Source organism: Methanobrevibacter sp. UBA412 (assembly GCA_002495685.1).
Taxonomy (GTDB): domain Archaea; phylum Methanobacteriota; class Methanobacteria; order Methanobacteriales; family Methanobacteriaceae; genus Methanobrevibacter_A; species Methanobrevibacter_A acididurans.
This window is the reverse complement of record DAGJ01000021.1, coordinates 301,776-321,600: the sequence shown is the minus strand read 5'-3', so window position 1 is coordinate 321,600 and position 19,825 is coordinate 301,776. Positions and strand designations below refer to the sequence as shown.

The following is a 19,825-nucleotide window of genomic DNA, read 5'->3' as shown; positions in this document are numbered from 1 at the left end:
ACTAAGTTTTTGACAGAGCCAATTTATTTCCACATACTTGGATAAACATCAGGATCCATATAAACATTATTAGTTTCAAAAATAATTCCAGAATCAGAATCTAAAATTTCATCAAGACTAAATAAAGATTTAGCAGAAGCAACAAGCTCTCCCTTAATAGTCATTATAGCAACAATATCACCATAGCGAACATTTTCTGAAATAGCAACAATTCCTCCAGCAGCTAAATTAGCACCATGACAAATAGCACCAACAGCAGAATCTCTAATAATTACTTTAGGTAAATGTTCAGTCGCAACTTCCATAGGTTTAATCATATTACGTAAAGAAGTTTCATCACCTTCTTCAGCATAATAATAATATGCATCAGTTAAATCTTGTAAAGTAATAAGATTAGTATGTTCATTTAAAGGACCAACTATAGTACGACGTAATTCTGCCATATGGGCACCACAACCTAAAGCTTCACCTATATTATGACAATAAGTACGAACATAAGTTCCAGATTCACAACCAATACGGAAAAGAACATCCCGACCATCTATTTCATAAATATCTGAATAATAAATAGTACGAGCTCTAAGTTCTCGTTTTACAGCTGATTTTACTGGAGGAGTTTGGAAAATTTTACCAGTAAATTTTTCAAAAATAGATTTAATAGAATCTTCATCAACTTCTTGATGTAATTTCATTAAACAAACATATTCTTTAGGAGCAAGTAATAACAATTGAATAACTCTAGTAGCAGAACCAATACCTATAGGTAAAATACCAGTAACCTTAGGATCTAAAGTTCCACTATGACCTGTTTTATTAACATGCAAAATTCTTTTAACCCAAGAATCAATCTCATGGGAAGTAGGACCAGAAGTCTTATCTAAATTAATTATTCCATGAGTAATGTGTTCTTCAATAGGTCTATTAAAAGGGTCACAACCATAATCATCATTAGTACTACTTGAAGATTTAACTACATAACCTTCCATAAAAATCACATTAAAATAAAGTATTTAAAAAAAATTCAAACTTATTTTTATTTATATTAAAATAAAAATTATTAATTAAAAAAATAATGTAAATATATTGAAAAAATTAGTTTATAAAAATAATTAAAGATAATTATTCTTATAATGATTTTTTAATAGCTTCAATATCATCTGTAACTTCTACAGTTTGATCAATAGGTTCAAGATGGTTAATATTACATCTTCTATTTTTTATAGTTTGACCAACTATTTCAACAAAGTTATCATCAATAATATCAATTATTGCACATTTTTCGCCAGCTTCTCTACCAGCTGTCTTAATACATACTCTTCCGACTTCAATAGATGCCATTTATATCACCTTTAATGTTGTTAAAATTATATTTGCTATACTATCAGGATTAAACCTATTAGTATTAAGCATTAAATCATAGATATCAAAATTATTAATATCTATATTATGAATATCTAAATATCTAGAAGCTTCACTTTCTTCTCGAATCTTTATTTCTTGACTAGCTGTTTCAAAAGATTTAATTTCTCTATCACAAATTCGGTTAGCTCGAATTTCAAAAGGAGCATACATCCAAATTTTTAAGTCAGCATCAATAAAGTAAGCAGAAAGTCTACCTTCAACAATTAGATTATCAGAAATTTTAGCTATTTCAGCTTGTCTTTTATCAATTTCATTATCGATTTCAGTATTATTTTCAGCAAATTTACTAAATTCTAAAACTGACATACCTTTCTCTTTAGCCATATCCCTAAAGATACTACCTGTAGATAAAAAGGGTATATCCAATTTTTTAGATAATACTTGGGCTGCAGTAGTAGTTCCAGTACCTGCAAGACCACCGATAGTTATAATCATTATTGTCTAGCCTCATTTTTAAAGTGCTTACGAGCACATTTAGAACATAAATAACCACCATATGGGCGGCTAGGTCTTTTTTGAGATTTAGACAATTTATTAATTTCATATGGACGTCCTCGAGGAACTCCATGTAACGGTGCACCACATTCAGCACATACATGCTTAGATGGTTTCTTCTTTTTATATCTTAGGACACTTTTACCACCAGGGGTGTTATTATGCATCCGTTTGTATGATCTTGATCTGTATCTTAATTCAGGCATTCTTTTCTCCACCTTTTATAAAATTTTAATAATTAAAGAACCTATTATTATAAAAAAATAGATTCAAAATATAAATTAAATAATTATATTTAATAATAAAAAACCAATTTATTTAAAAATAGTAATTTATAATATTATTATAATCATCTATCAATATAAACTTATTCTTTTTTCTAAAATATTTCTCAAAAATGGATTTAAAATCCATCTTTGAATCCCATATATTTTCTTAATATTTGTGATAAAGCAAATGTACATAAAATGTACCAACCTAACCAACCTACAGCATAAGGTAAAGTTGTAGTTGGAGGTCCATAAAACATATGCCATAACGGGGTTAATAAAGTATAATAAACCGCCGGAGGAAGTGAAACAATTGTTTTAGAAACAACTGATTGAGCCATCCAATAAAAAACTAATAATATTGGTATAAAAGTAACAATCATAGGCTTAAAAGACATTTTCATCATTTTAGATTGTTTAGCCATTACATCTCCTTGTTTAGCTTGTAATTTGGCCATTTGCCTATTATCACCACTCATTTGAGCTTCTTTCATTTCTTTTTGATATGCTTTCATTTCATCTTGGATTTCTTTCATCTCATCTTGATCAACTAACAATTTTTGAGCAAGAGTAGTAATAAGAGAAATTATTAATGATATCACAAAAATTGTAAGCATTGGATTTTTAGGAGTAGGATCCAATGAAATTAAAGGTGCAAAAATTGCATCTAAAACCATATAAACTATTTCAACTACCATAATATTAGTTCCTTAAAATTATTCAATTTAATCTTTTAATAAATCTACAAAATTTTTAACTGTAGAATTTAAATGATTATCATGATTATTAATAATTTTTACAGTAGCACCAGTTAAAGTTGCATAAGCCATAGAAGCTGCACGATTCATTTCTTGATGTAATTGAATATCCTTTGCTTTTTCAATATCTCTTACTCTAGAATCATCATTCAATCGTCTATATAATATTTCATCAGGATTTGCTTCGATTAATATAAAACAATCTGGAGATAATCCTTCTAAAACCCATATAGGTAATCCAGGTAAATAACCATCTGGAGTGTTAATAGTACAATGAGTATCAACTATAACATTTTGAGATTTTGATTTCTCCTTAATTTTAATACCTGCTTCCTTTTGAATTTCTTTTTGAACATCAGAAGATAATTTTCTTAAAGAATCTCTATCTTCAACTAACTCTTTTTCAATAGCAATTTCAGTCATGATATCCCCATAGTTAATATGAAGATAATCGACTTCTTGTAAAGCTTTTTCTAATACTGTTGTACTACCTGAACCAGGTATCCCTGTTGAAACTACTAATTTCATAATAATCCCTCTTATAATTTATAAATTTAAAATTAAATCATATTTATGTTTAAAAAAAATATAAAATAAAAAATATATTTTTGTTTAAAAATCTTAGTTGTCTAAGAATTTTCTTAATACTGGGTGCATATCCATAAGTTGTTCTTGAGCAATTTCTTCATATAACCTGTATACAATACCAACAGTAAGTAATACACCAGTACCTCCACCTAAAGCTTGAGTGAAATCAGCTCCAAATGCTAAAAGTCCTACGAATAAACCACCTAATATGGTTAATGCAGGAATATATTTATTCATAATTTTATATAACTGTCTCTTACTACTTCTGAATCCAGGTATTTGAATACCAGAATCATATAATTTTTTACTAACTTCTTTAGCATTTAATCCACTGATTTCTACCCATAACCAACTGAATAGAGCACAACATGCTAAGAAGAAAATAGCATAAAAGATTACTCTAAATGGATTAGTCCATAACATACTAACTCCAGAAGGAGTTGTTAAATATAATGCTAAACCATTAATTGCTTGACCTTGTGAAACTTCACCTAATATTGGCCATCCTAATTTTTGGAAGACACTAGCCATAAGAGAAACGTTCACTAATAATGCACTAGTTAATATAACTGGCATATTACTTGCATAAATAAATTTTAATGGATATTTACCAACAGATCCTCTAATTCTTCCGTGCCCTCTAACTGATCCATGAGAAATAGGAATTTCTACTCTCATACTTTCACCATAAGAAGCAATTAAAAATACTATTATAGTAGCAATTAATGGGAGCAATACAGAAGGATTAGGTTGTCCTGCAGCAATTGATTGGATAAATTGCGGAATCATACCAGAGAAAGTACCAGGTTGAGTTGGTGATGGTAAAAAGTTAAATGTACCAACAACAATTTGTTCAGCAACACCTGCTGCAATAAATAGACCTACACCAGAACCAAATCCCCATTTAGATACAACTTCATCAAGGTAAATAATTAATACAGCTCCAATAACTAATTGTAACATTAATACACCAAGATAAGAGTTATCTATAGGTATTAAACTTCCTGTAAAAACAAGAACTCCAGCTTCAAATATTGTGAAAACAATAGCTAACAATTTCTGAGTACTTTGGAACATTGCTTTATCTTCATGTAAAGATAAATCTAATTTTAATATTTTTGAACCAACTAATAGTTGAAGTACAATTGATGCGGTTACAATAGGACCAATCCCTAAAGTTAAAATTGAACCAAAACTTCCAGCCATAACCGCTCTTAATTGAGCAAATTGATCAACAGCTGCACTACTCAATCCATATAATGGAACTTGAGTTAAAATAAAATATAATACCAATATGATACCTGTCCATTTAAGCTTCTCATTAAAACTTTCTCTATGTATAGGAGTTTTAACTTCAGGAAGAAGCCTAAATAAAGGTTTAAAATTTTCCAAAACTGACATGTTATTCCTCAGATATAACTAACTAATAATAAATTTTTAAATATTTTAAAAAATTTAATGAATAAAAATAGCCAACTCATTAAATTAATAATATATTAATTTTCATGATTAATAAAACTATTTTTAATAAAATAAACTTTTTGAAATAATAAAAAATATAGAATTATATTAAATTAGTTAAATTATAATTCTACAGCTTCGCCTCCAGCTTCTTCTAATTTAGCAATAGCAGAAGCTGAAAAAGAAGGAGATTTAATAGTTAATGGTTTTGAAATAGAACCTTTAGCTAAAACTTTATTGTAACCTAATTCAGTTATATCTATAACAATAGAATCTCCATCTTTAGAAGCAATACCTTTTTCTAATAATTCTTCAGATTTATCATCTAAATAACTTAAGTTAACAGGATTAATTTTTTTAACCATTTTTTGAGGTCTTTTAAATCCATGTTTACCATAATGATCAGGATCGTGAATTACAGTCCAAGTCCAGTGTTGTTTATCTGCACCAGCTAAACCTCTTCCACCTCTATTTCCTGCACCTCTACGTTTTTTGGAGCATCCTCCACCAATAGAACGAGAGCCTCTTTGTTTATTAATTTTACGACTTTTTCTAATCATTCATACCACCAATAATTAACTCATTCTCTTTGCGAGATCAATAATTTCTTCGCCTCTGTAACCAAGGGTTCCACCTTCATTATAAGTAAGACGGATAGATTCATAACCTTTTCTTGGAGGGTGTAAACGGAAAACAGGTTTCATATTAATATCTTTAGCTTTAATTTCAGCATTGATTAATGCATTAGCTAATTCTTCAAAAGATGAAAAATCAGTATTTTCTTTAAGATATTCTTCAGTGACTTTATCTCCACCAACAAGTTTTCCTCTTTTTTCAATAATTTCAGTTAATGTTTCAGCATCAATTTCTCCCCAAGTAAGATAATCTTTTGCTTTTTGAAGCATACCTTTCATACTTGGATTTTCTTCAACTAAAACAGCATGGCTGATTCTTGTAAGATTTAGTAAATCTAATGTATCTTTGATGTCAGCAATAACACCTGTACTACCTCTAACTCTAATAACAAAAAACATGATAATCACCTATTTAAAGCACTCCCATGCCTTTTAATTCGCCTTTAGTTGCTTTAACTTTACTTAATTCTTTTAAAGCATCGAAAACTGCGAATGCAAAGTTAACAGTTGTTTGAGTTTGGCCACTAGCACTACTCCAAACATCTTTAATACCTGCAAGACCTAAGATTGTTTTACCAACATTTCCTACAGCTAATCCTACTCCAGCAGGAGCAGGGATTAAAGTTACATCTACACTACCAGTATTACCTGTGACTTTGAAAGGAACTGTATGTTGTTTACCACAAACACAACCCCAATCTCCACATCCTCTTCGTACTTTAATTAAATTGTACTTAGCATTATCAACAGCTTTTCTAATAGCAGGACCTACTTCTCTAGCTTTACCTTGACCTAATCCAACATAACCGTTTTTATTTCCAACAGCAACAATTACTCTGAAGTTTACTTTTCTTCCAGATTTGTGCATTCTTTGAACTAAGTTAACATCCATTACTTCTTCTTCAAGGTCTGGAAGTAAGGCATCTACTATTTCTAATTCCATTATAGGTAAACCTTTTTCAAAAATTTCATCTATATCAGTAATAGTACCTTCTTTTACTTGAGTACCAATTTTTGTGGTAGGTTCCCATTCATCAATATTAAAACTCATAGTTATACCTCATCATCAATTTTATTTTTAATTTCTTCAAAGTGATCCGGTAAATCTACAGGTTGAAGATCATTTTCTAAATATTTACTAAATTTAGTTTTTAAATCAGCTTCATCTAAGGATTCTGCATAATCTGCAATATGTTGACCATTAATACGTTCTTCACTAGGAATAACTTTTTCACCAAATGGTACATAAAATCCAGCATCAGAAGCTCCTTTTATAGCAGCAAATATTTTAGAACCTTTAATAGGAGATTTTAAACCTATATCTGCGATAGCTTCATCAATGTTTGCAGCTAAAGCTTTTTTACCACATAAATAACCAGTTAAATATACAGCACTAGTGTTTTTGTTTCCAGCTTTCCAACCTAATTTATTAAGTTCTTTACTATGAGCAGATACTAATGTTTCATCTCCATTTTCACCTACTTTTACAACTTGAACAATAACATTAGCATTAGAAACTCTAACAACTAATCTATTTGCATTAATCTTAACTAATTTCATTCTTTGAGCATAATCAGTTTTTCCTTCTCTTCTTCTTCTGAATGCTACTTTATAATTTGATCCGTGTGCCAAGTTCATTCCTCCTATTTAAGTAATTCATGGTCACGAGCGTAAGACTTCATATAAGATTTACTTTTGAAGGCTCCACCTTTAGCCATTTTATACAATTTACGATAAGTAGTAGGATCTATTTGATCTGCATCACGCATATCTTTTAATTCCCCTCTTAAAGCACGGATAGTTCTCATCCAAACTTTCTTTTTAGGGTTTCGAGCTTTTTTAGCTCCTTTTATACTACCTCGTCCTTTACGTCTACCTTTTGCTTTTTGTTGTTTAATCTTTTTAGATCTGTAACTACTAATACCAGTTTCAGGTTTAGCTTTAATAATTCCTTGATCGATAAGTTGACGAACTGAATCTCTAGTGATAGCTCTAGAAACTTCTTCGATTTCTTCAGGATCAATCCATACTCGATTAACTCCTACTTTAAGAATACTAGCAGCTAATCTTTTTTGAGTTGTAAGATTCATTAATAATCCTCCAATTATTTTTTTAAAGTAATTGATTTATTTTTTTATTATAGAATTATTCTAATTATTTATAGCTTGAAATAAAATAATTGCAATTTTTTCAAGTTTTTAGATTTCCCTTAAATTTTACAATGAATTATATTTGCTTAATGAAGTTTTAAAAAAATGCTGAAAAAGATTTAATCTAATTCAGATAAATGTTATTTAAAGTTTGATTTGAGGTTACAAACTGTACTCCATAATCCCATATCATTTTAAATAACTGCCCAATTAATTTTTTTAATTTCATCAAGTAGTTTATAAGATAATTTTTTTCTAATAATCATTAATATAATTTGGAAATAATCATTTTTTCATTTAAAATTGAAAATGATTAAAAAAACTTTTTATTGTATAATAAAAATTTATTTATTTAATATTTTTATTCCTAATTCTGATGCTTTTTCTAACATCATAGCTTTCTTTCTAGAACCTATAGAAGCACTAATTCTTCCTGCTTCAGTATCAGGATTTAAAGCTTCTAATTCTTTCATATTACATACAAGTACATCTTTGTATCCAGAAGGATGTAAACCTCTTGTAACTCTAGGGGAACGATAACCTATTGCAGGCATATCAGGCTTACCAGCTTCATATCTTCTCATTTTACTGGTTTTACCTCGAGGACGTCTCCATTTATTACCTAATTTTTTGTAACGAGCATATTCTTGTCTATTAAATTTTTTATTCATAATAATCACCAATAAATAACTCTTTTATTCTTTGCTAACTAAGTAAATACCATCTTGGAAAACTCTAGGATCTTTTCCTGTAATTTTAGTAGCTTGTTCTAAATTAGCCATAGTTTGACCAACATCTTCTTTATTTACACCAGTAATGGTTACTTCATCACCTTTAACACTAACTTTTGCAGAACCTACAATATTAGATAATCTAGGACTTCTTTCACCAATAAAATTGTCTATATTTACTTTATTTCCACTAACTTTAACAGTCATTGGAAAGTGAGCGAATACAATTTTCATTTTGTAAGTAAATCCATCTGTAACTCCTATTAACATATTATTAATATGAGCTTTAGTTGTTCCAACCATAGATTTATCTTGTTTCTTTGGGAAATTAGTTTCTATTATTATAGAATTATCTTCTTTAGTAATAGTTAGGTTTGGATAATTAAATTTTCTAGAAGTTTCACCATTTGGACCTTTGACAGAAATAGTGTCTTCAATGTTAACTTTTTCAAGGTTAACTTCAACGCCTTCAGGAATTTCAATTTCTTCCTTAATAGCTGCAGCTAATACCATACATAATCACCTAATACATATAAGCCAACAATCTTCCACCGATACCTCGTTCTTTAGCTTCCTTGTGGGTCATAATACCTTCAGGAGTAGTAACGATTAAAATACCGAAATTCTTTGCTGGTAAATATCTTTTTTCAAATTTTTCAAATTCATCTTTCTTTACAGCATGACGAGGCTTAATAACACCACATTGATTAATGTTACCATCTAATTCTACTTCGAATTTTCCAGCCTTATTGTCATCTATATATTCAAATTCATCTATATAATTCTCTTTTTGCATTGTGCTTAAAACTTGCCCGATTAATTTTGATGCTGGGCTTATAGTACAATGATTATTAACTTGTAATTCATTGTTTCTTAAATTAGTTAAAGCATCAGCAAGAGGATCCATAAGAGTCATAACTATAACACCTTTTTAATTTTTAATTTTAATAATTTTTGTAAAAAATTCAATATAATTTAATTATATTTTTTAAATCCAATCTTTGGGGCGACTTCTCTAAAGCATTGTCGACATAAATTTAATCCATAACGACTGATCATAGCAGAATGATCTCCACATCGACTACATTTTTTTGCTGCTCTACCGTATTTTCTTGGCAAATTTATCACCTTTTATATTTATTTAATAAGTTTCAATAATTTCATCCACATAGTTTACATTAAAATTATCTTCCATGAATTTCATGGTTAGTTCTGGAGTAATTTTATGTTTTTGAGGAATCTTTTTATTTTGGATTTTTCTTTTAGCTATTCTGTATCCTGGTTTTTCAAAGGTTACAGAAATATTCATACCAAATATACCAATATCAGGGTTATATCTCATTCCTGGAATATCAATATGTTCTCTTATACCGAAAGATAAGTTACCTTGAGCATCAAATTGGGTAGGTTTAATCTTATTATTAATACCATCTAATACCATTTTAATAACTCTATCAGCTTTTTCACCTCTTAAAGTTACTTTACATGCAATTGGTTGTCTTTTACGAATACCAAATTCAGGATTAGTAACTTTAGAAAAAGTTTTTACTGGTTTTTGTTCTGTGAAATTTTCGAGTAAAGTTAAAGCACGAGTTAATTTTTCACCAGATTCTCCTACACCTATATTTACTGTAGCTTTGGAAATTTTTATTTGATCCATAGGATTCATTGGTTAACCTCCAATAAGTCAATTACAGGTTTTTCTCCACCAATAACAAATGCGTAATCTTTTAAAGTTAAGAAATTTTCTTTCTTATTGTTTTCTATAATTACAGTATTTGGATTAGAAGTTTTACTGATAATAATTTCAGATATTTTACCTATTTCTCCGGTATGTTTTCCTCCAGTAACAAGAACAGTAGCTCCTTCTTCTAATTTGAATGAGTTTTGAACTTCTTGTTCAGGTAATTTAAGACTTAAAACATCTCCGACTTTGTAATCTCCATCTGTTAATAAGTTTCTACCATCATGAAGATTATATTGTATTTTTCCACCTTTGATTGTAGTTTTATTAACGATTTTAGATAATTTTTCATCAGCATCATTATTATTAATTTTTAATAAAGTTAATCTGTTTTTATTATCTAATAATACTCGGTAAGATGTTTCATTTTTTGGAATTGTAATTATATCCATTAATCCAACTGGATATTTATAATCTTTTTTAACTTTTCCATCTATTAAGATATCTCCAGAATTTATTATAGTTTTTGCTTCTCTGGAATTATCAGCTATTTTTAATACATCTCGAACTACTACCATTAAAGATAAGGAATCTTCAATAGCATGTGGACCTGCTGCTGGTTTAACTGTCCAAGTTTTTTCTTTTGGATGGATAGGCCAGGATTTAGGAGCTTTATATCTTTTAAGATGTTTTCTTGATCCCATATTTGCCATTATTTATTCCTCCTTTACATGTTTATTTCTTTTATCATCATCTAAATCTGCATCAGTAATCATTAAGTTAGAAGGGTGAACTTGTAAAAATACTACATTACCATCAGCTTTATTTAAAGTTATTCCATCAATAGTAACTTTGTATCTTTTAATGTCAATAGCTTCGACTTCACCATCTTGACCTTTAAAATCACCACGAAGTACGGTTACTTTATCTCCAACTTTAACAGGAAGAGATCTTTTACCTAACTTTTCTCTTAATTCATGACTTAAATTTACACTCATTCTGTTACGACGTTGGTGTAAAGGTGCAGAGTATAATGCTTTTCTTTGTTTTCTTGGTTGTTTTGACATAATTTTCACCTTTAAATTAAAATGCTAGCTGCACTACCAACACTAGGCCATTTATCTGCAGCTTCTTTAGCTACAGGACCTCTTACTTCAGAACCTTTTAATAATCCTTCAGGAGTTATTATAACTGCCGCATTATCTTCAAATTTAACACGAAGACCATCAGCACGTCTAAATTCTTTCTTTTGTCTTACTACAACAGCTTGAACAATTTCTCTTCGCATATCCGCAGTTCCTTTTTTAACTGAAGCTGTAACTAAGTCACCAACACCAGCTGCATCAAGTCGTCTGCGGACACCTTTAAATCCTTTTACAGATAAAATTTCAATTTCACGTGCACCAGTATTATCAACACATTGAAGTCTAGCACCAACAGGTAAAGGTTTTGTAATATTTGATGTACTTGCTTTCATTTTAATTATCCCCTTTAACTTCTACAATAACAAAATGTTTAGTTTTACTTAAAGGTCTACATTCAGCGATTTTTACATCATCACCAATTTCTATATTAATGCAATCAGGTTTGTGAACATTAATTTTTGAATTTCTTTTTTCATATCTTTCATATTTCTTAATGAATTTGTAGTAACTACGTTCTACAGTAACAGTTCTATCATTTTTATAGGATGTAACTGTAGCTTCAAGGACTTGACCTCTTAAAGGCAAATTACCATGAAATGGGCAATTAGGATCCTTACATGTAGTTTCAGGTTCTTGGACATTGAGACCAACCATATTATCACCATTATATTTTTTTATATCTCTTTTTTATTCTATCTTCAGGACGATTCAATAATATTTTCCCATCAATTTCAACTTTAGATTTATCTGGGAGAATTATATGAAAAATTGAAACATTTTTTTGAATCAATTTTTCCCCTTTAGTGGATGTCTCGATTTTTAAAGTCTTTTTAGTTTCATCAATAACAATTCCACTTAAACCAATCAATGATTTATTAGAGCTATTTATAACCTTAAGCTCTAAACCAATCAATTCATGATAGAATATATTTTCTGAGTTTATCATATTATTCTAAACAAAAGTGTGATTAAAAAATAAAATAATCAAACTTATGATATTTTGTTTTAGAACATTAATCAGACAAATTTACAATATTGAATTTAGAATTTTAATGTTTCTTATGATGTCTATTGTTATTATGATTATTATTATGTTTATGATTATTTTTCTTTTTATAATCTCTAATTTCAATAGTATCTGAAGAGAATCCCATACTAGATAGAACTTCTTTTACTTTAGTTTTATGATCACCTTGAAGTTCAATTTGACCATTTTTAGCAGTTCCACCACAAGCACATTTACTTTTCAAAGTTTTAGTGAGTTCTTTAATATCAATATCGTGTTCATCTATTCCTTCGACAATTGTCATAAGTTTACCGAATCTTCTTCTTACTGTAAATACTTTAACAGTTTGAACTTCTCTTGCAATTTCTTCACAAACACAAAGTTCTTCAGGAAGACCGCATACCTCACAAATTTTCATTTAGTTCTCCTTCTGTTTTTGGCTCATAATTGTAAGAACACGAGCAATAGTTCTTTTAAGTTCTCTAACTTGACCAGGGTTATCAATAACACCTGCAGCAGCACCTTTAGAAACGGTTTTATTTAATTCAACTTTAAGTTCAATTAATTTTTCTTGAATTTCTTCAATTTCCATTTCCCAAATTTCATTACTTCTTAAAATAGCCATAATTACTCATCCTCTTTAGATTCTTCAGAAGAATTTGTTTCTTCGGCTTCATCTTCCATAACAATTTCTTCTAATTCTTCTAACTCTTCAATGTTTTCAGATTCTTCAGGAGCTTCAGTTTCTTCGACTTCTTCGACTTCTTCAACAACTTCTTCTTCAATAATTTCTTCTTGAATTTGAGGAGCAATTATTTCAACTTTATCAGGTAAAACTGCTTCAGGAGGCATAATACGTACGAAAATTCCTAAAACACCTGGTTTTAAAGTAGCACTTGCAAAACCTTCTTTAACAAATCGGTCTGAAGGTTCACCACATTTCTTAATGTATCCTTCAACAAATTTTGAAACAGCAGATCTAGAACCTCTAATTTTACCAGAGATTGTAATTTCTACACCTTGAGCTCCAGCTCCCATAATTCTACGAATAGTGGAATAAGCAACTCGTCTAAAGTGCATACCTCTTTGAAGCATATTAGAAATTTTAGATGCCATAATTTTAGGATTAAGTTCTGGAACATCAACTTCTTTTACTTCAACTTGAGGATTATCTAAATCAAAATTATTTTTTAAAGTTTGAGTGATAGCTCTAACAGTTTTTCCACCTCTACCTATAACCATTCCTGGTCTTTCAGCATAAACAACAATCATTGTTCCAAGTGGTGTAACTTGAACATCCATTCCACCATAACCTGCTCTTTCAAGTTCGGTTTCTAAAAATTCGTCGATTTTGGTTCTTTTAAGTCCTTCGGTTACGAAATCTTTTTCTATCATAAACTTAAGCCTCCACTAATACTACTTGAACATGGGTAGTTGGTGTATTAAATGGAGTGACTCTACCAAAAGCTCTTGGTATAGCTCCTCTAATAACCATACCTCTATGACTAGATATGTGTTCAATAATAAGGTTTTCAGTATCCATACCTTTATACTCTGCATTACTTTCTGCATTTTCTAAAACTTTTAAAATTTCAGCTGCAGCTTTAACAGGGTATCTTCCAGATGGCCAACCTTGTGCACCTTTACGATGACCTACTTTCTTATTATGTCTTTTGAATGGAACAGCTTGTTTCATATCAATAACATTTTGTAAATATTCTTTTGCTTTTGTTACTTCCATTCCTCTTATTGCATTACTAATTTCAACACAATGTTTTGGGGAAACCTTAAGAGATTTAGCCATAGCACGTGCAGTTTTTTCTTCATCAATATCTTTATTGTTATATGCATAGTTATTTGCCATGTTCTAATCTCCTTATTTAAGCGGTACAAACATACTACTTCTTGTAGCTCCCATTCCTGGGTCACCGTGACTAACTTTTTGTCTAGTTGGTGCGAATTCTCCAAAGTAACAACCAATCATTTCTGGAGTGAATGTAACTTCTTTGAATTCATGACCATTATATATACCAAAAGTGGTTCCAACCATTTCAGGTAATACAATCATATCACGGCAGTGTGTTTTTATTACTATTGGTTTACCGCCTTTTTTGTTTTCTTCATGTTTTTTAAGTTTTCGGAATTTATCCAAAACAGTTTGTTGTCTTGGTAAAAATCCTCTCTTAAGAGATCTTCTTTGTCTTGATGGTAAGATCTCAACTAACTCATCTAGAGATAAATCTTGTAATTCTTCTAGGGTTAATCCTTGATATTTAAATATTTTTCTTGCCAAGTAGCTACCTCCTTAATTATCGTCTTTTACCTGTACGTTTAGCTGCAATTGAACCAACTTTTCTTCCTGGAGATGCATGTCTTGAAATAGTAGTTGGTACACCTGGGTGTTGTCTGTTACCTCCCCCGTGAGGGTGGTCTACAGCATTCATTGCTACTCCTCTAACTGTCATCATCTTTTTACCCTTAGCATTAAGAGCATGCCATCTGTTTCCTGCTTTAAGGAATGGTTTTTCTTTTCTTCCTCCACCTGCAACTACTCCAATACTTGCACGGCAATTTGGATTGAAAGATTTTAATTCACCAGACGGTAATTCAACAACAGCTTGATTTACATCATGAGTTATTAAAGAAGCATAAGTACCTGAAGATCTAACAAAACGTCCACCATCTCCTGGTCTATTTTCTATATCATAGATAGGAGTTCCTTCTGGAATTTCTCTTAATGGTAATGTATTACCAAAACTTATTGGAGCAGAAATTCCACATTCTATTTCATCATCAATTTGTATACTTTCTGGAGCGAGTATGAATTTTTTTTCTCCATTTTCAAATTTGACTAATGCAATAGGTGCTGTTCTTGCAGGATCGTGTACAATATCAGAAACTACTCCTTTTATACTTCCTTCTTTTTCAAGATTATCATAATTTCTATATTGTATTTTATCTTTAAATCTGTGAGATGCTACACGGTAAGTAGGAGTTCCTCTTCCTCTACGTTGAATGATTAATCGTTTACCCATATTTCATTCCTCCTTAGAATACTCCCATTTTAACAGCAATATCTTCTGCATCTTCTTCTTCTGTTAACTTAATATATGCAAGTTTAATACCTTTTGAGCTAATATGAGTGTTAACTTTTTCAACTTTAACATCATATAATTGTTCAATAGCACGTTTTATAGAATTTTTGTTAGATTCTCTATTAACAACAAAAGTTAATTCATTATTTTGATCTATTAAGTTCATAGTTTTCTCAGTTACATGAGGTTTAACTATAATTGCGTAAGGATCCATAATTATCCACCTTCACTTTATAATCATTCCATTTTAAACATCCAATATTGGATATTTATTGGAATAATCCTCCTAATTTTTCAACTGCGGATTTAGTGAAAACAGTTAATCTACCTGGATGAGTACCTGGTGCTAATAATTCAGCATTTAAATTTTTAACAGATACAATATCGACACCAGCATGGTTACGTGCACCTAAACTGATACCTTTATCCTCATCAACAACTATTAGAGGTCCCTTAGCATTACGGTATTTTCTACCTCTAAGTTTACCTCTACCAGCTTTCACTTTTCTACTATTTTTAGCTTTTGTGATATCATCAAATATTCCTAATTTTTTGAATATTTCACGAGTTTCACTTGTTTTTTTGATTGAAGCTAATTCATCATCAACAACTAAAGGTACTTGAGGTACATTATCAATTCTATGACCTCTACCAGAAACTAATTCTTCATTAGTAGTTGCAGCAACTGCAGATCTAATAGCGAATCTTCTTTCTTTAGTATTGATTTTTTCATGATGATTTTTTTCAGCTCGTACTGGGTGAGCTTGACGACCACCGACAGCTAAAGGAATAAAAGCAGTTTTAGAACCATTTTTTATTCTAGGTACCATAGCTGCACCTCTTCCTGAACCCCAAGAAGTAGCTGTAGTTCTTTTACCAGCCATAGGATCGTTTCCCCAAGGTTGTACTCTAGCAGTTTGTGCAGAAATTACAGCTCTTTTTATAAGGTCTGGTCTATATTCTTCATCAAAAATAGCTGGAAGTTCAATATTTCCATCAACTTCCCCTTTTAGATTATAAGTATTAACCTTCATGATTAAGCTCCTTGTTTAGAACGAGTACTAATATAATTAATTTGTGGTGCATTAGCATCAGATTTTTTAGGACGCATAGCTTTTCTTAAGATAATTAATCTTTTAGATGGACCAGGTACAGAACCTTTTACTAAAATATAATCATTTTTAACAAGACCATATTTTATAAATCCTCCATCAGGATTAATTTCATCTACTTGAGATGCATCTGCAATCTTTAAAATCTTTTTGTTAAATTCAGTTCTCTTATGGTATCCAGTTTGACCAGCTTGAGCAACTGTCCACATAGTTCTTCTAGGTGTCCATGGACCAATAGAACCTACATGTCTTTTCTTACCACTTCTAGCAGCTTTACCATATTGGATTCTAATATTCCATCTTTTAATTACACCTTGGAATCCTTTTCCTTTGGTGGTAGCGATAGAATCTACATATTGTCCTTCAGAAAATACATCGCTTGCTTTAACTTCATTACCTAATAATTCTAAAGCAGCATTTAATTTTTCTTCTGAAGAAGTTCCTCCTATAGCACATTCAAAAATTTCAGGTTTCTTTTTAGGAACACTGGTTACTTTAGGATTTGTATGTACTAAAAGTTTAATATCATCAGTATATTCTAAGGCATCTTGTATTTTTGCAATAGCTTCAGATTGATTATATTCTTTAGGAAGAGTAATCTTCCGGGAGAGTTCTTCATCTAAATTATCTGCAATAACCTCGGTGATAGCTCTTAAACCACGAGTAGTTTTTTCATATGATCTAATACCCATTATAACAACAGGCGGTACTTCCAAAACAGTTACTGGTGTGAAAACTTCCATATTATAAGTAGGAGAGTTTTTATCAGCATCTACACACATTGCATGTGTCATACCCACTTTATAACCAGCAAGACCTAAAAGTTTTGGTTCTTCATAACTTGGCCAAGATTTGATTCTAGGTGTTTCTTTAGCAGCTCTTTTTCTAGGGCTGTATGCAACTGAACCTTTTCTTGGTTGGTGATGTCTTACCATTTAATCTTTTCCTCCTTTATTTTATATTTTTATTTCCCGTAATTAATTAGTTTTAATAATTGTAACCTATTAATTATTGGTTTATTCTTTATCTTTTTATTTTAATTTAAAATACGTATTTTAAATCATTTTTTTAATCATTTCATATTAAAGAGTATCTAAATAGTATAATAATACAAATTCTTTAATTAAATGTCTTTTATTTTTTAAATTTAAATAAATAACTTTAAAGATTAGAAATAGAACTTTATTATTCTTTTAATTTAATCTAAAGTTAGATAAACATGAATATTTTTCTTTACAACTAAAATTTTCATACCCCTATTTAGGAGTAAATTTAATAGTTGATAGCTCTGACTAATAAATCTAGCATGAGCTTTTTATCAATAACTGGAAAAATAATTGTTATTAATAATCTAATTTTTTGATACACAATATGCAAGTTAAGTTTTAACCTGCAAATAGACTAATAATTCCTTATTAGTCCATCATTAAATTGAATATAGATAATGTAGCTGATACAGCTTCTTCAGTTCGGACGGTTTCAGTTCCTTGATTAGGTATTGTATTTACTTTCACAACATCCCAATTAGAACTTTCAACATTTTCTTCAATTGAAGAGTAAGGTCCTCCAAATAATATTGCTATATTATCAGATTCCTTTACCTTATATTCTAATTCATTAAAAATAGAATCTATTGTATCTGCATATCTTGTAGTTAAAACAACAAGATCGGGTTTAACTAATTTCAAGCTATTTTTAAGACTTTTATGAGTAGATAATGTCTTATAACCCCAGTAAATGTCATCTGGTTCATCAGGTGTGACTATTACCTCTTTAGCTAACTTTGTAATTTTAAAGCTGAAAACTTTTTTTACTGTAAGTTGCTCTCTGCAGAATGCTAATTTATCCATACCTATATCAACAAATGTTCCTTTTCTATTACGCTTCACAGTAAATCCTTGTCTGTAATCACCTAATTCAGGTTCTACATTATTAGGATGGTGTGGAGCTCTTAAAGGAGGTAGTATTCCAACATGCTTCAATTCTGACTTTATTGGAAACGCCTGTTTTCTTAAATATTGAGGTGTATCCATGAAAGAAAGTACTTCAGCAATGAAATCCCCATCTTTGAAGTTATTTTCATCTCCATGAGACATATCATTGTAAATTACAACTTGATTAGCTCTATATACAGCTAATAATCTTCCTAAAATTCCAACTTTACTAGTCTTAAATTTTAAGTCAGTTGTCTCAGACAAGAATGAATTTGGTATAAAGATTGATAAATTTCGTTTCTGCATTAATAATTATTTATTCAAATCTATATATAAATATTACCCTAAAATTTTTATAATATCAACTAGGAAAATATTAAGTTAAGTTCCAATACTCTAAAAGTTAGAGTATTTTATAGATCTACTATAACAAATTTATTTAAATATATAATATATAGATTATAATTATATTAGTTTAATATAGTATATATACTTTACTTCTTTTAATAGAAAAAGAGAACAAATAACACATAAAACAAGAAATAAAAAATAAATCAGAAATTAAATTGAAAAAGAAAAAAAATAATAATGAAAAAATTAAATTGAAAAATTTTCAACTCTTAAAACAATCACATCAACATTATAAGTTTCTTTTTTATGAAAACTATAAACTTTAGGTAAAGGAAAATGATACCTAAATTTATGAGACACAACACCACCTTTACTTTCAAAATATTCACACACAAATTTTTCAGTAGATAACATGTGAAAAGAATATATCACCTCTGCTGAATTCATTGCAACATCAATAAATTTTTTATCTTTACCTTTTTTTACCTTTTCTTGAGAACCAAAAGGAGGATTCTGGAATAGAGTTTCAACCTTAAAATTATTATCATAACTTAAATTATAAGTTTTTACAATATTTATTAAATCATTAGATTGTAGAACATTTAAAACATCAAAATTTACATTCTTAAGATTTAAATTATTTGATGTTTTTAAAGCCGTACCAATTGAATCATTATCTATATCTAAACCTAAAGATTTGCAAGCCCCAAGCAAACTTGAACCTATAGCAAATATTCCAGTTCCACACCCCAAATCTATAATATTTCTACCCTCAATATCACCAATTGAATATGCATTCCATAATAAATCACTTGCAATATAAGAAGGTGTTGTATATTGTTCTAAGTTAACTTTAGGATTTGGATGAGAAGGTATTTTTTGAAGTATCATTTCTAATTGTTTTTTCTTTTTAATTTTTATCATAATAATAAAACCTTAATAGTGGTACTAAATATTTGTTATCTAAAAAAATATAATAAAGATAATTT

33 protein-coding genes are annotated in these 19,825 nt (G+C 29.6%); all 33 read right to left on the bottom strand.

The features are described 5' to 3' along the window. Window positions 1-23: 23 nt before the first annotated feature. On the bottom strand, window positions 24-986 hold the full coding sequence (locus tag BP997_RS07105; RefSeq protein ID WP_413825488.1) for an RNA-guided pseudouridylation complex pseudouridine synthase subunit Cbf5: 963 nt from the start codon (window positions 984-986) through the stop codon (window positions 24-26). Window positions 987-1,125: 139 nt separating this feature from the next. Beyond that, window positions 1,126-1,338 (bottom strand): 50S ribosomal protein L14e, encoded by a 213-nt coding sequence (locus tag BP997_RS07100; RefSeq protein ID WP_409198753.1) that lies wholly within the window; start codon window positions 1,336-1,338, stop codon window positions 1,126-1,128. After that, window positions 1,339-1,857, bottom strand: coding sequence for a (d)CMP kinase (cmk, locus tag BP997_RS07095; protein WP_409198752.1), 519 nt, complete (start codon window positions 1,855-1,857; stop codon window positions 1,339-1,341). It abuts the gene before it with no gap. Next, entirely contained in the window at window positions 1,857-2,123 is a 267-nt protein-coding gene (locus BP997_RS07090; RefSeq protein ID WP_409198751.1) for a 50S ribosomal protein L34e, read from the bottom strand. The genes cmk and BP997_RS07090 overlap by 1 nt, the downstream gene beginning before the upstream one ends. Window positions 2,124-2,320: 197 nt before the next feature. Beyond that, a complete protein-coding gene (locus tag BP997_RS07085; protein ID WP_409198750.1) occupies window positions 2,321-2,884 on the bottom strand; it encodes a DUF106 domain-containing protein in 564 nt (187 codons plus the stop codon). Between the two features lie 27 nt (window positions 2,885-2,911). Beyond that, on the bottom strand, window positions 2,912-3,472 hold the full coding sequence (locus BP997_RS07080; protein ID WP_409198749.1) for an adenylate kinase: 561 nt from the start codon (window positions 3,470-3,472) through the stop codon (window positions 2,912-2,914). A 93-nt stretch (window positions 3,473-3,565) separates the two neighbouring features. Continuing rightward, entirely contained in the window at window positions 3,566-4,933 is a 1,368-nt protein-coding gene (gene secY, locus BP997_RS07075) for a preprotein translocase subunit SecY (protein WP_409198748.1), read from the bottom strand. A 182-nt stretch (window positions 4,934-5,115) separates the two neighbouring features. Continuing rightward, window positions 5,116-5,553 (bottom strand): uL15m family ribosomal protein, encoded by a 438-nt coding sequence (locus BP997_RS07070; protein ID WP_409198747.1) that lies wholly within the window; start codon window positions 5,551-5,553, stop codon window positions 5,116-5,118. A 15-nt stretch (window positions 5,554-5,568) separates the two neighbouring features. Continuing rightward, window positions 5,569-6,027 (bottom strand): 50S ribosomal protein L30, encoded by a 459-nt coding sequence (locus BP997_RS07065; RefSeq protein WP_409198746.1) that lies wholly within the window; start codon window positions 6,025-6,027, stop codon window positions 5,569-5,571. Between the two features lie 13 nt (window positions 6,028-6,040). Beyond that, entirely contained in the window at window positions 6,041-6,679 is a 639-nt protein-coding gene (gene rpsE, locus BP997_RS07060; RefSeq protein WP_409198745.1) for a 30S ribosomal protein S5, read from the bottom strand. A gap of 2 nt (window positions 6,680-6,681) precedes the next feature. Further along, window positions 6,682-7,260: a 50S ribosomal protein L18 gene (locus BP997_RS07055; RefSeq protein ID WP_409198744.1), complete on the bottom strand. Its 579-nt coding sequence runs from the start codon at window positions 7,258-7,260 to the stop codon at window positions 6,682-6,684. An 11-nt stretch (window positions 7,261-7,271) separates the two neighbouring features. After that, window positions 7,272-7,718, bottom strand: coding sequence for a 50S ribosomal protein L19e (locus tag BP997_RS07050; protein ID WP_409198743.1), 447 nt, complete (start codon window positions 7,716-7,718; stop codon window positions 7,272-7,274). Window positions 7,719-8,122: 404 nt separating this feature from the next. Then, window positions 8,123-8,449: a 50S ribosomal protein L32e gene (locus tag BP997_RS07045; RefSeq protein WP_409198742.1), complete on the bottom strand. Its 327-nt coding sequence runs from the start codon at window positions 8,447-8,449 to the stop codon at window positions 8,123-8,125. Window positions 8,450-8,473: 24 nt separating this feature from the next. Next, window positions 8,474-9,022, bottom strand: coding sequence for a 50S ribosomal protein L6 (locus BP997_RS07040; RefSeq protein WP_409198741.1), 549 nt, complete (start codon window positions 9,020-9,022; stop codon window positions 8,474-8,476). A gap of 10 nt (window positions 9,023-9,032) precedes the next feature. After that, window positions 9,033-9,425 (bottom strand): 30S ribosomal protein S8, encoded by a 393-nt coding sequence (locus BP997_RS07035; protein ID WP_409198740.1) that lies wholly within the window; start codon window positions 9,423-9,425, stop codon window positions 9,033-9,035. Between the two features lie 59 nt (window positions 9,426-9,484). Continuing rightward, complete coding sequence (locus BP997_RS07030; RefSeq protein ID WP_409198739.1) at window positions 9,485-9,637, bottom strand: 30S ribosomal protein S14; 153 nt, start codon at window positions 9,635-9,637, stop codon at window positions 9,485-9,487. Between the two features lie 13 nt (window positions 9,638-9,650). After that, window positions 9,651-10,178, bottom strand: coding sequence for a 50S ribosomal protein L5 (locus BP997_RS07025; RefSeq protein WP_413827706.1), 528 nt, complete (start codon window positions 10,176-10,178; stop codon window positions 9,651-9,653). Next, on the bottom strand, window positions 10,175-10,906 hold the full coding sequence (locus BP997_RS07020) for a 30S ribosomal protein S4e (protein WP_409198737.1): 732 nt from the start codon (window positions 10,904-10,906) through the stop codon (window positions 10,175-10,177). Before BP997_RS07020 ends, BP997_RS07025 begins: the two co-directional genes overlap by 4 nt. A gap of 3 nt (window positions 10,907-10,909) precedes the next feature. After that, on the bottom strand, window positions 10,910-11,260 hold the full coding sequence (rplX, locus tag BP997_RS07015; RefSeq protein WP_409198736.1) for a 50S ribosomal protein L24: 351 nt from the start codon (window positions 11,258-11,260) through the stop codon (window positions 10,910-10,912). 11 nt (window positions 11,261-11,271) lie between these two features. Next, window positions 11,272-11,670, bottom strand: a complete 399-nt coding sequence (locus tag BP997_RS07010; protein WP_409198735.1) for a 50S ribosomal protein L14 — start codon at window positions 11,668-11,670, stop codon at window positions 11,272-11,274. Between the two features lies 1 nt (window position 11,671). Continuing rightward, window positions 11,672-11,992, bottom strand: coding sequence for a 30S ribosomal protein S17 (locus tag BP997_RS07005; protein WP_409198734.1), 321 nt, complete (start codon window positions 11,990-11,992; stop codon window positions 11,672-11,674). A gap of 10 nt (window positions 11,993-12,002) precedes the next feature. Next, on the bottom strand, window positions 12,003-12,284 hold the full coding sequence (gene rnp1 / locus BP997_RS07000) for a ribonuclease P protein component 1 (protein WP_409198733.1): 282 nt from the start codon (window positions 12,282-12,284) through the stop codon (window positions 12,003-12,005). A gap of 103 nt (window positions 12,285-12,387) precedes the next feature. Beyond that, a complete protein-coding gene (gene yciH / locus BP997_RS06995; protein ID WP_409198732.1) occupies window positions 12,388-12,762 on the bottom strand; it encodes a stress response translation initiation inhibitor YciH in 375 nt (124 codons plus the stop codon). After that, window positions 12,763-12,969 (bottom strand): 50S ribosomal protein L29, encoded by a 207-nt coding sequence (gene rpmC, locus BP997_RS06990; RefSeq protein WP_413825494.1) that lies wholly within the window; start codon window positions 12,967-12,969, stop codon window positions 12,763-12,765. Window positions 12,970-12,971: 2 nt separating this feature from the next. Continuing rightward, window positions 12,972-13,739 carry a 30S ribosomal protein S3 gene (locus BP997_RS06985; protein WP_409198730.1) on the bottom strand — a complete coding sequence of 256 codons (768 nt, stop codon included), beginning with the start codon at window positions 13,737-13,739 and terminating at the stop codon, window positions 12,972-12,974. A 4-nt stretch (window positions 13,740-13,743) separates the two neighbouring features. Next, window positions 13,744-14,208: a 50S ribosomal protein L22 gene (locus BP997_RS06980; protein ID WP_409198729.1), complete on the bottom strand. Its 465-nt coding sequence runs from the start codon at window positions 14,206-14,208 to the stop codon at window positions 13,744-13,746. 12 nt (window positions 14,209-14,220) lie between these two features. Continuing rightward, a complete protein-coding gene (gene rpsS / locus BP997_RS06975; RefSeq protein ID WP_413825500.1) occupies window positions 14,221-14,637 on the bottom strand; it encodes a 30S ribosomal protein S19 in 417 nt (138 codons plus the stop codon). A 16-nt stretch (window positions 14,638-14,653) separates the two neighbouring features. Further along, window positions 14,654-15,379, bottom strand: coding sequence for a 50S ribosomal protein L2 (locus tag BP997_RS06970; protein WP_413825503.1), 726 nt, complete (start codon window positions 15,377-15,379; stop codon window positions 14,654-14,656). A gap of 13 nt (window positions 15,380-15,392) precedes the next feature. Beyond that, window positions 15,393-15,653, bottom strand: coding sequence for a 50S ribosomal protein L23 (locus BP997_RS06965; RefSeq protein ID WP_409198726.1), 261 nt, complete (start codon window positions 15,651-15,653; stop codon window positions 15,393-15,395). Between the two features lie 55 nt (window positions 15,654-15,708). Further along, window positions 15,709-16,473: a 50S ribosomal protein L4 gene (gene rpl4p / locus BP997_RS06960; protein WP_409198725.1), complete on the bottom strand. Its 765-nt coding sequence runs from the start codon at window positions 16,471-16,473 to the stop codon at window positions 15,709-15,711. A 2-nt stretch (window positions 16,474-16,475) separates the two neighbouring features. After that, complete coding sequence (gene rpl3p / locus BP997_RS06955) at window positions 16,476-17,486, bottom strand: 50S ribosomal protein L3 (RefSeq protein WP_413825505.1); 1,011 nt, start codon at window positions 17,484-17,486, stop codon at window positions 16,476-16,478. 480 nt (window positions 17,487-17,966) lie between these two features. Beyond that, the gene (locus BP997_RS06950; protein WP_413825508.1) at window positions 17,967-18,791 is read right to left on the bottom strand and encodes a putative RNA uridine N3 methyltransferase; all 825 of its coding nucleotides are present in this window, start codon (window positions 18,789-18,791) and stop codon (window positions 17,967-17,969) included. 291 nt (window positions 18,792-19,082) lie between these two features. Further along, window positions 19,083-19,760, bottom strand: a complete 678-nt coding sequence (locus BP997_RS06945; RefSeq protein ID WP_409198722.1) for an METTL5 family protein — start codon at window positions 19,758-19,760, stop codon at window positions 19,083-19,085. Window positions 19,761-19,825: the final 65 nt, after the last annotated feature.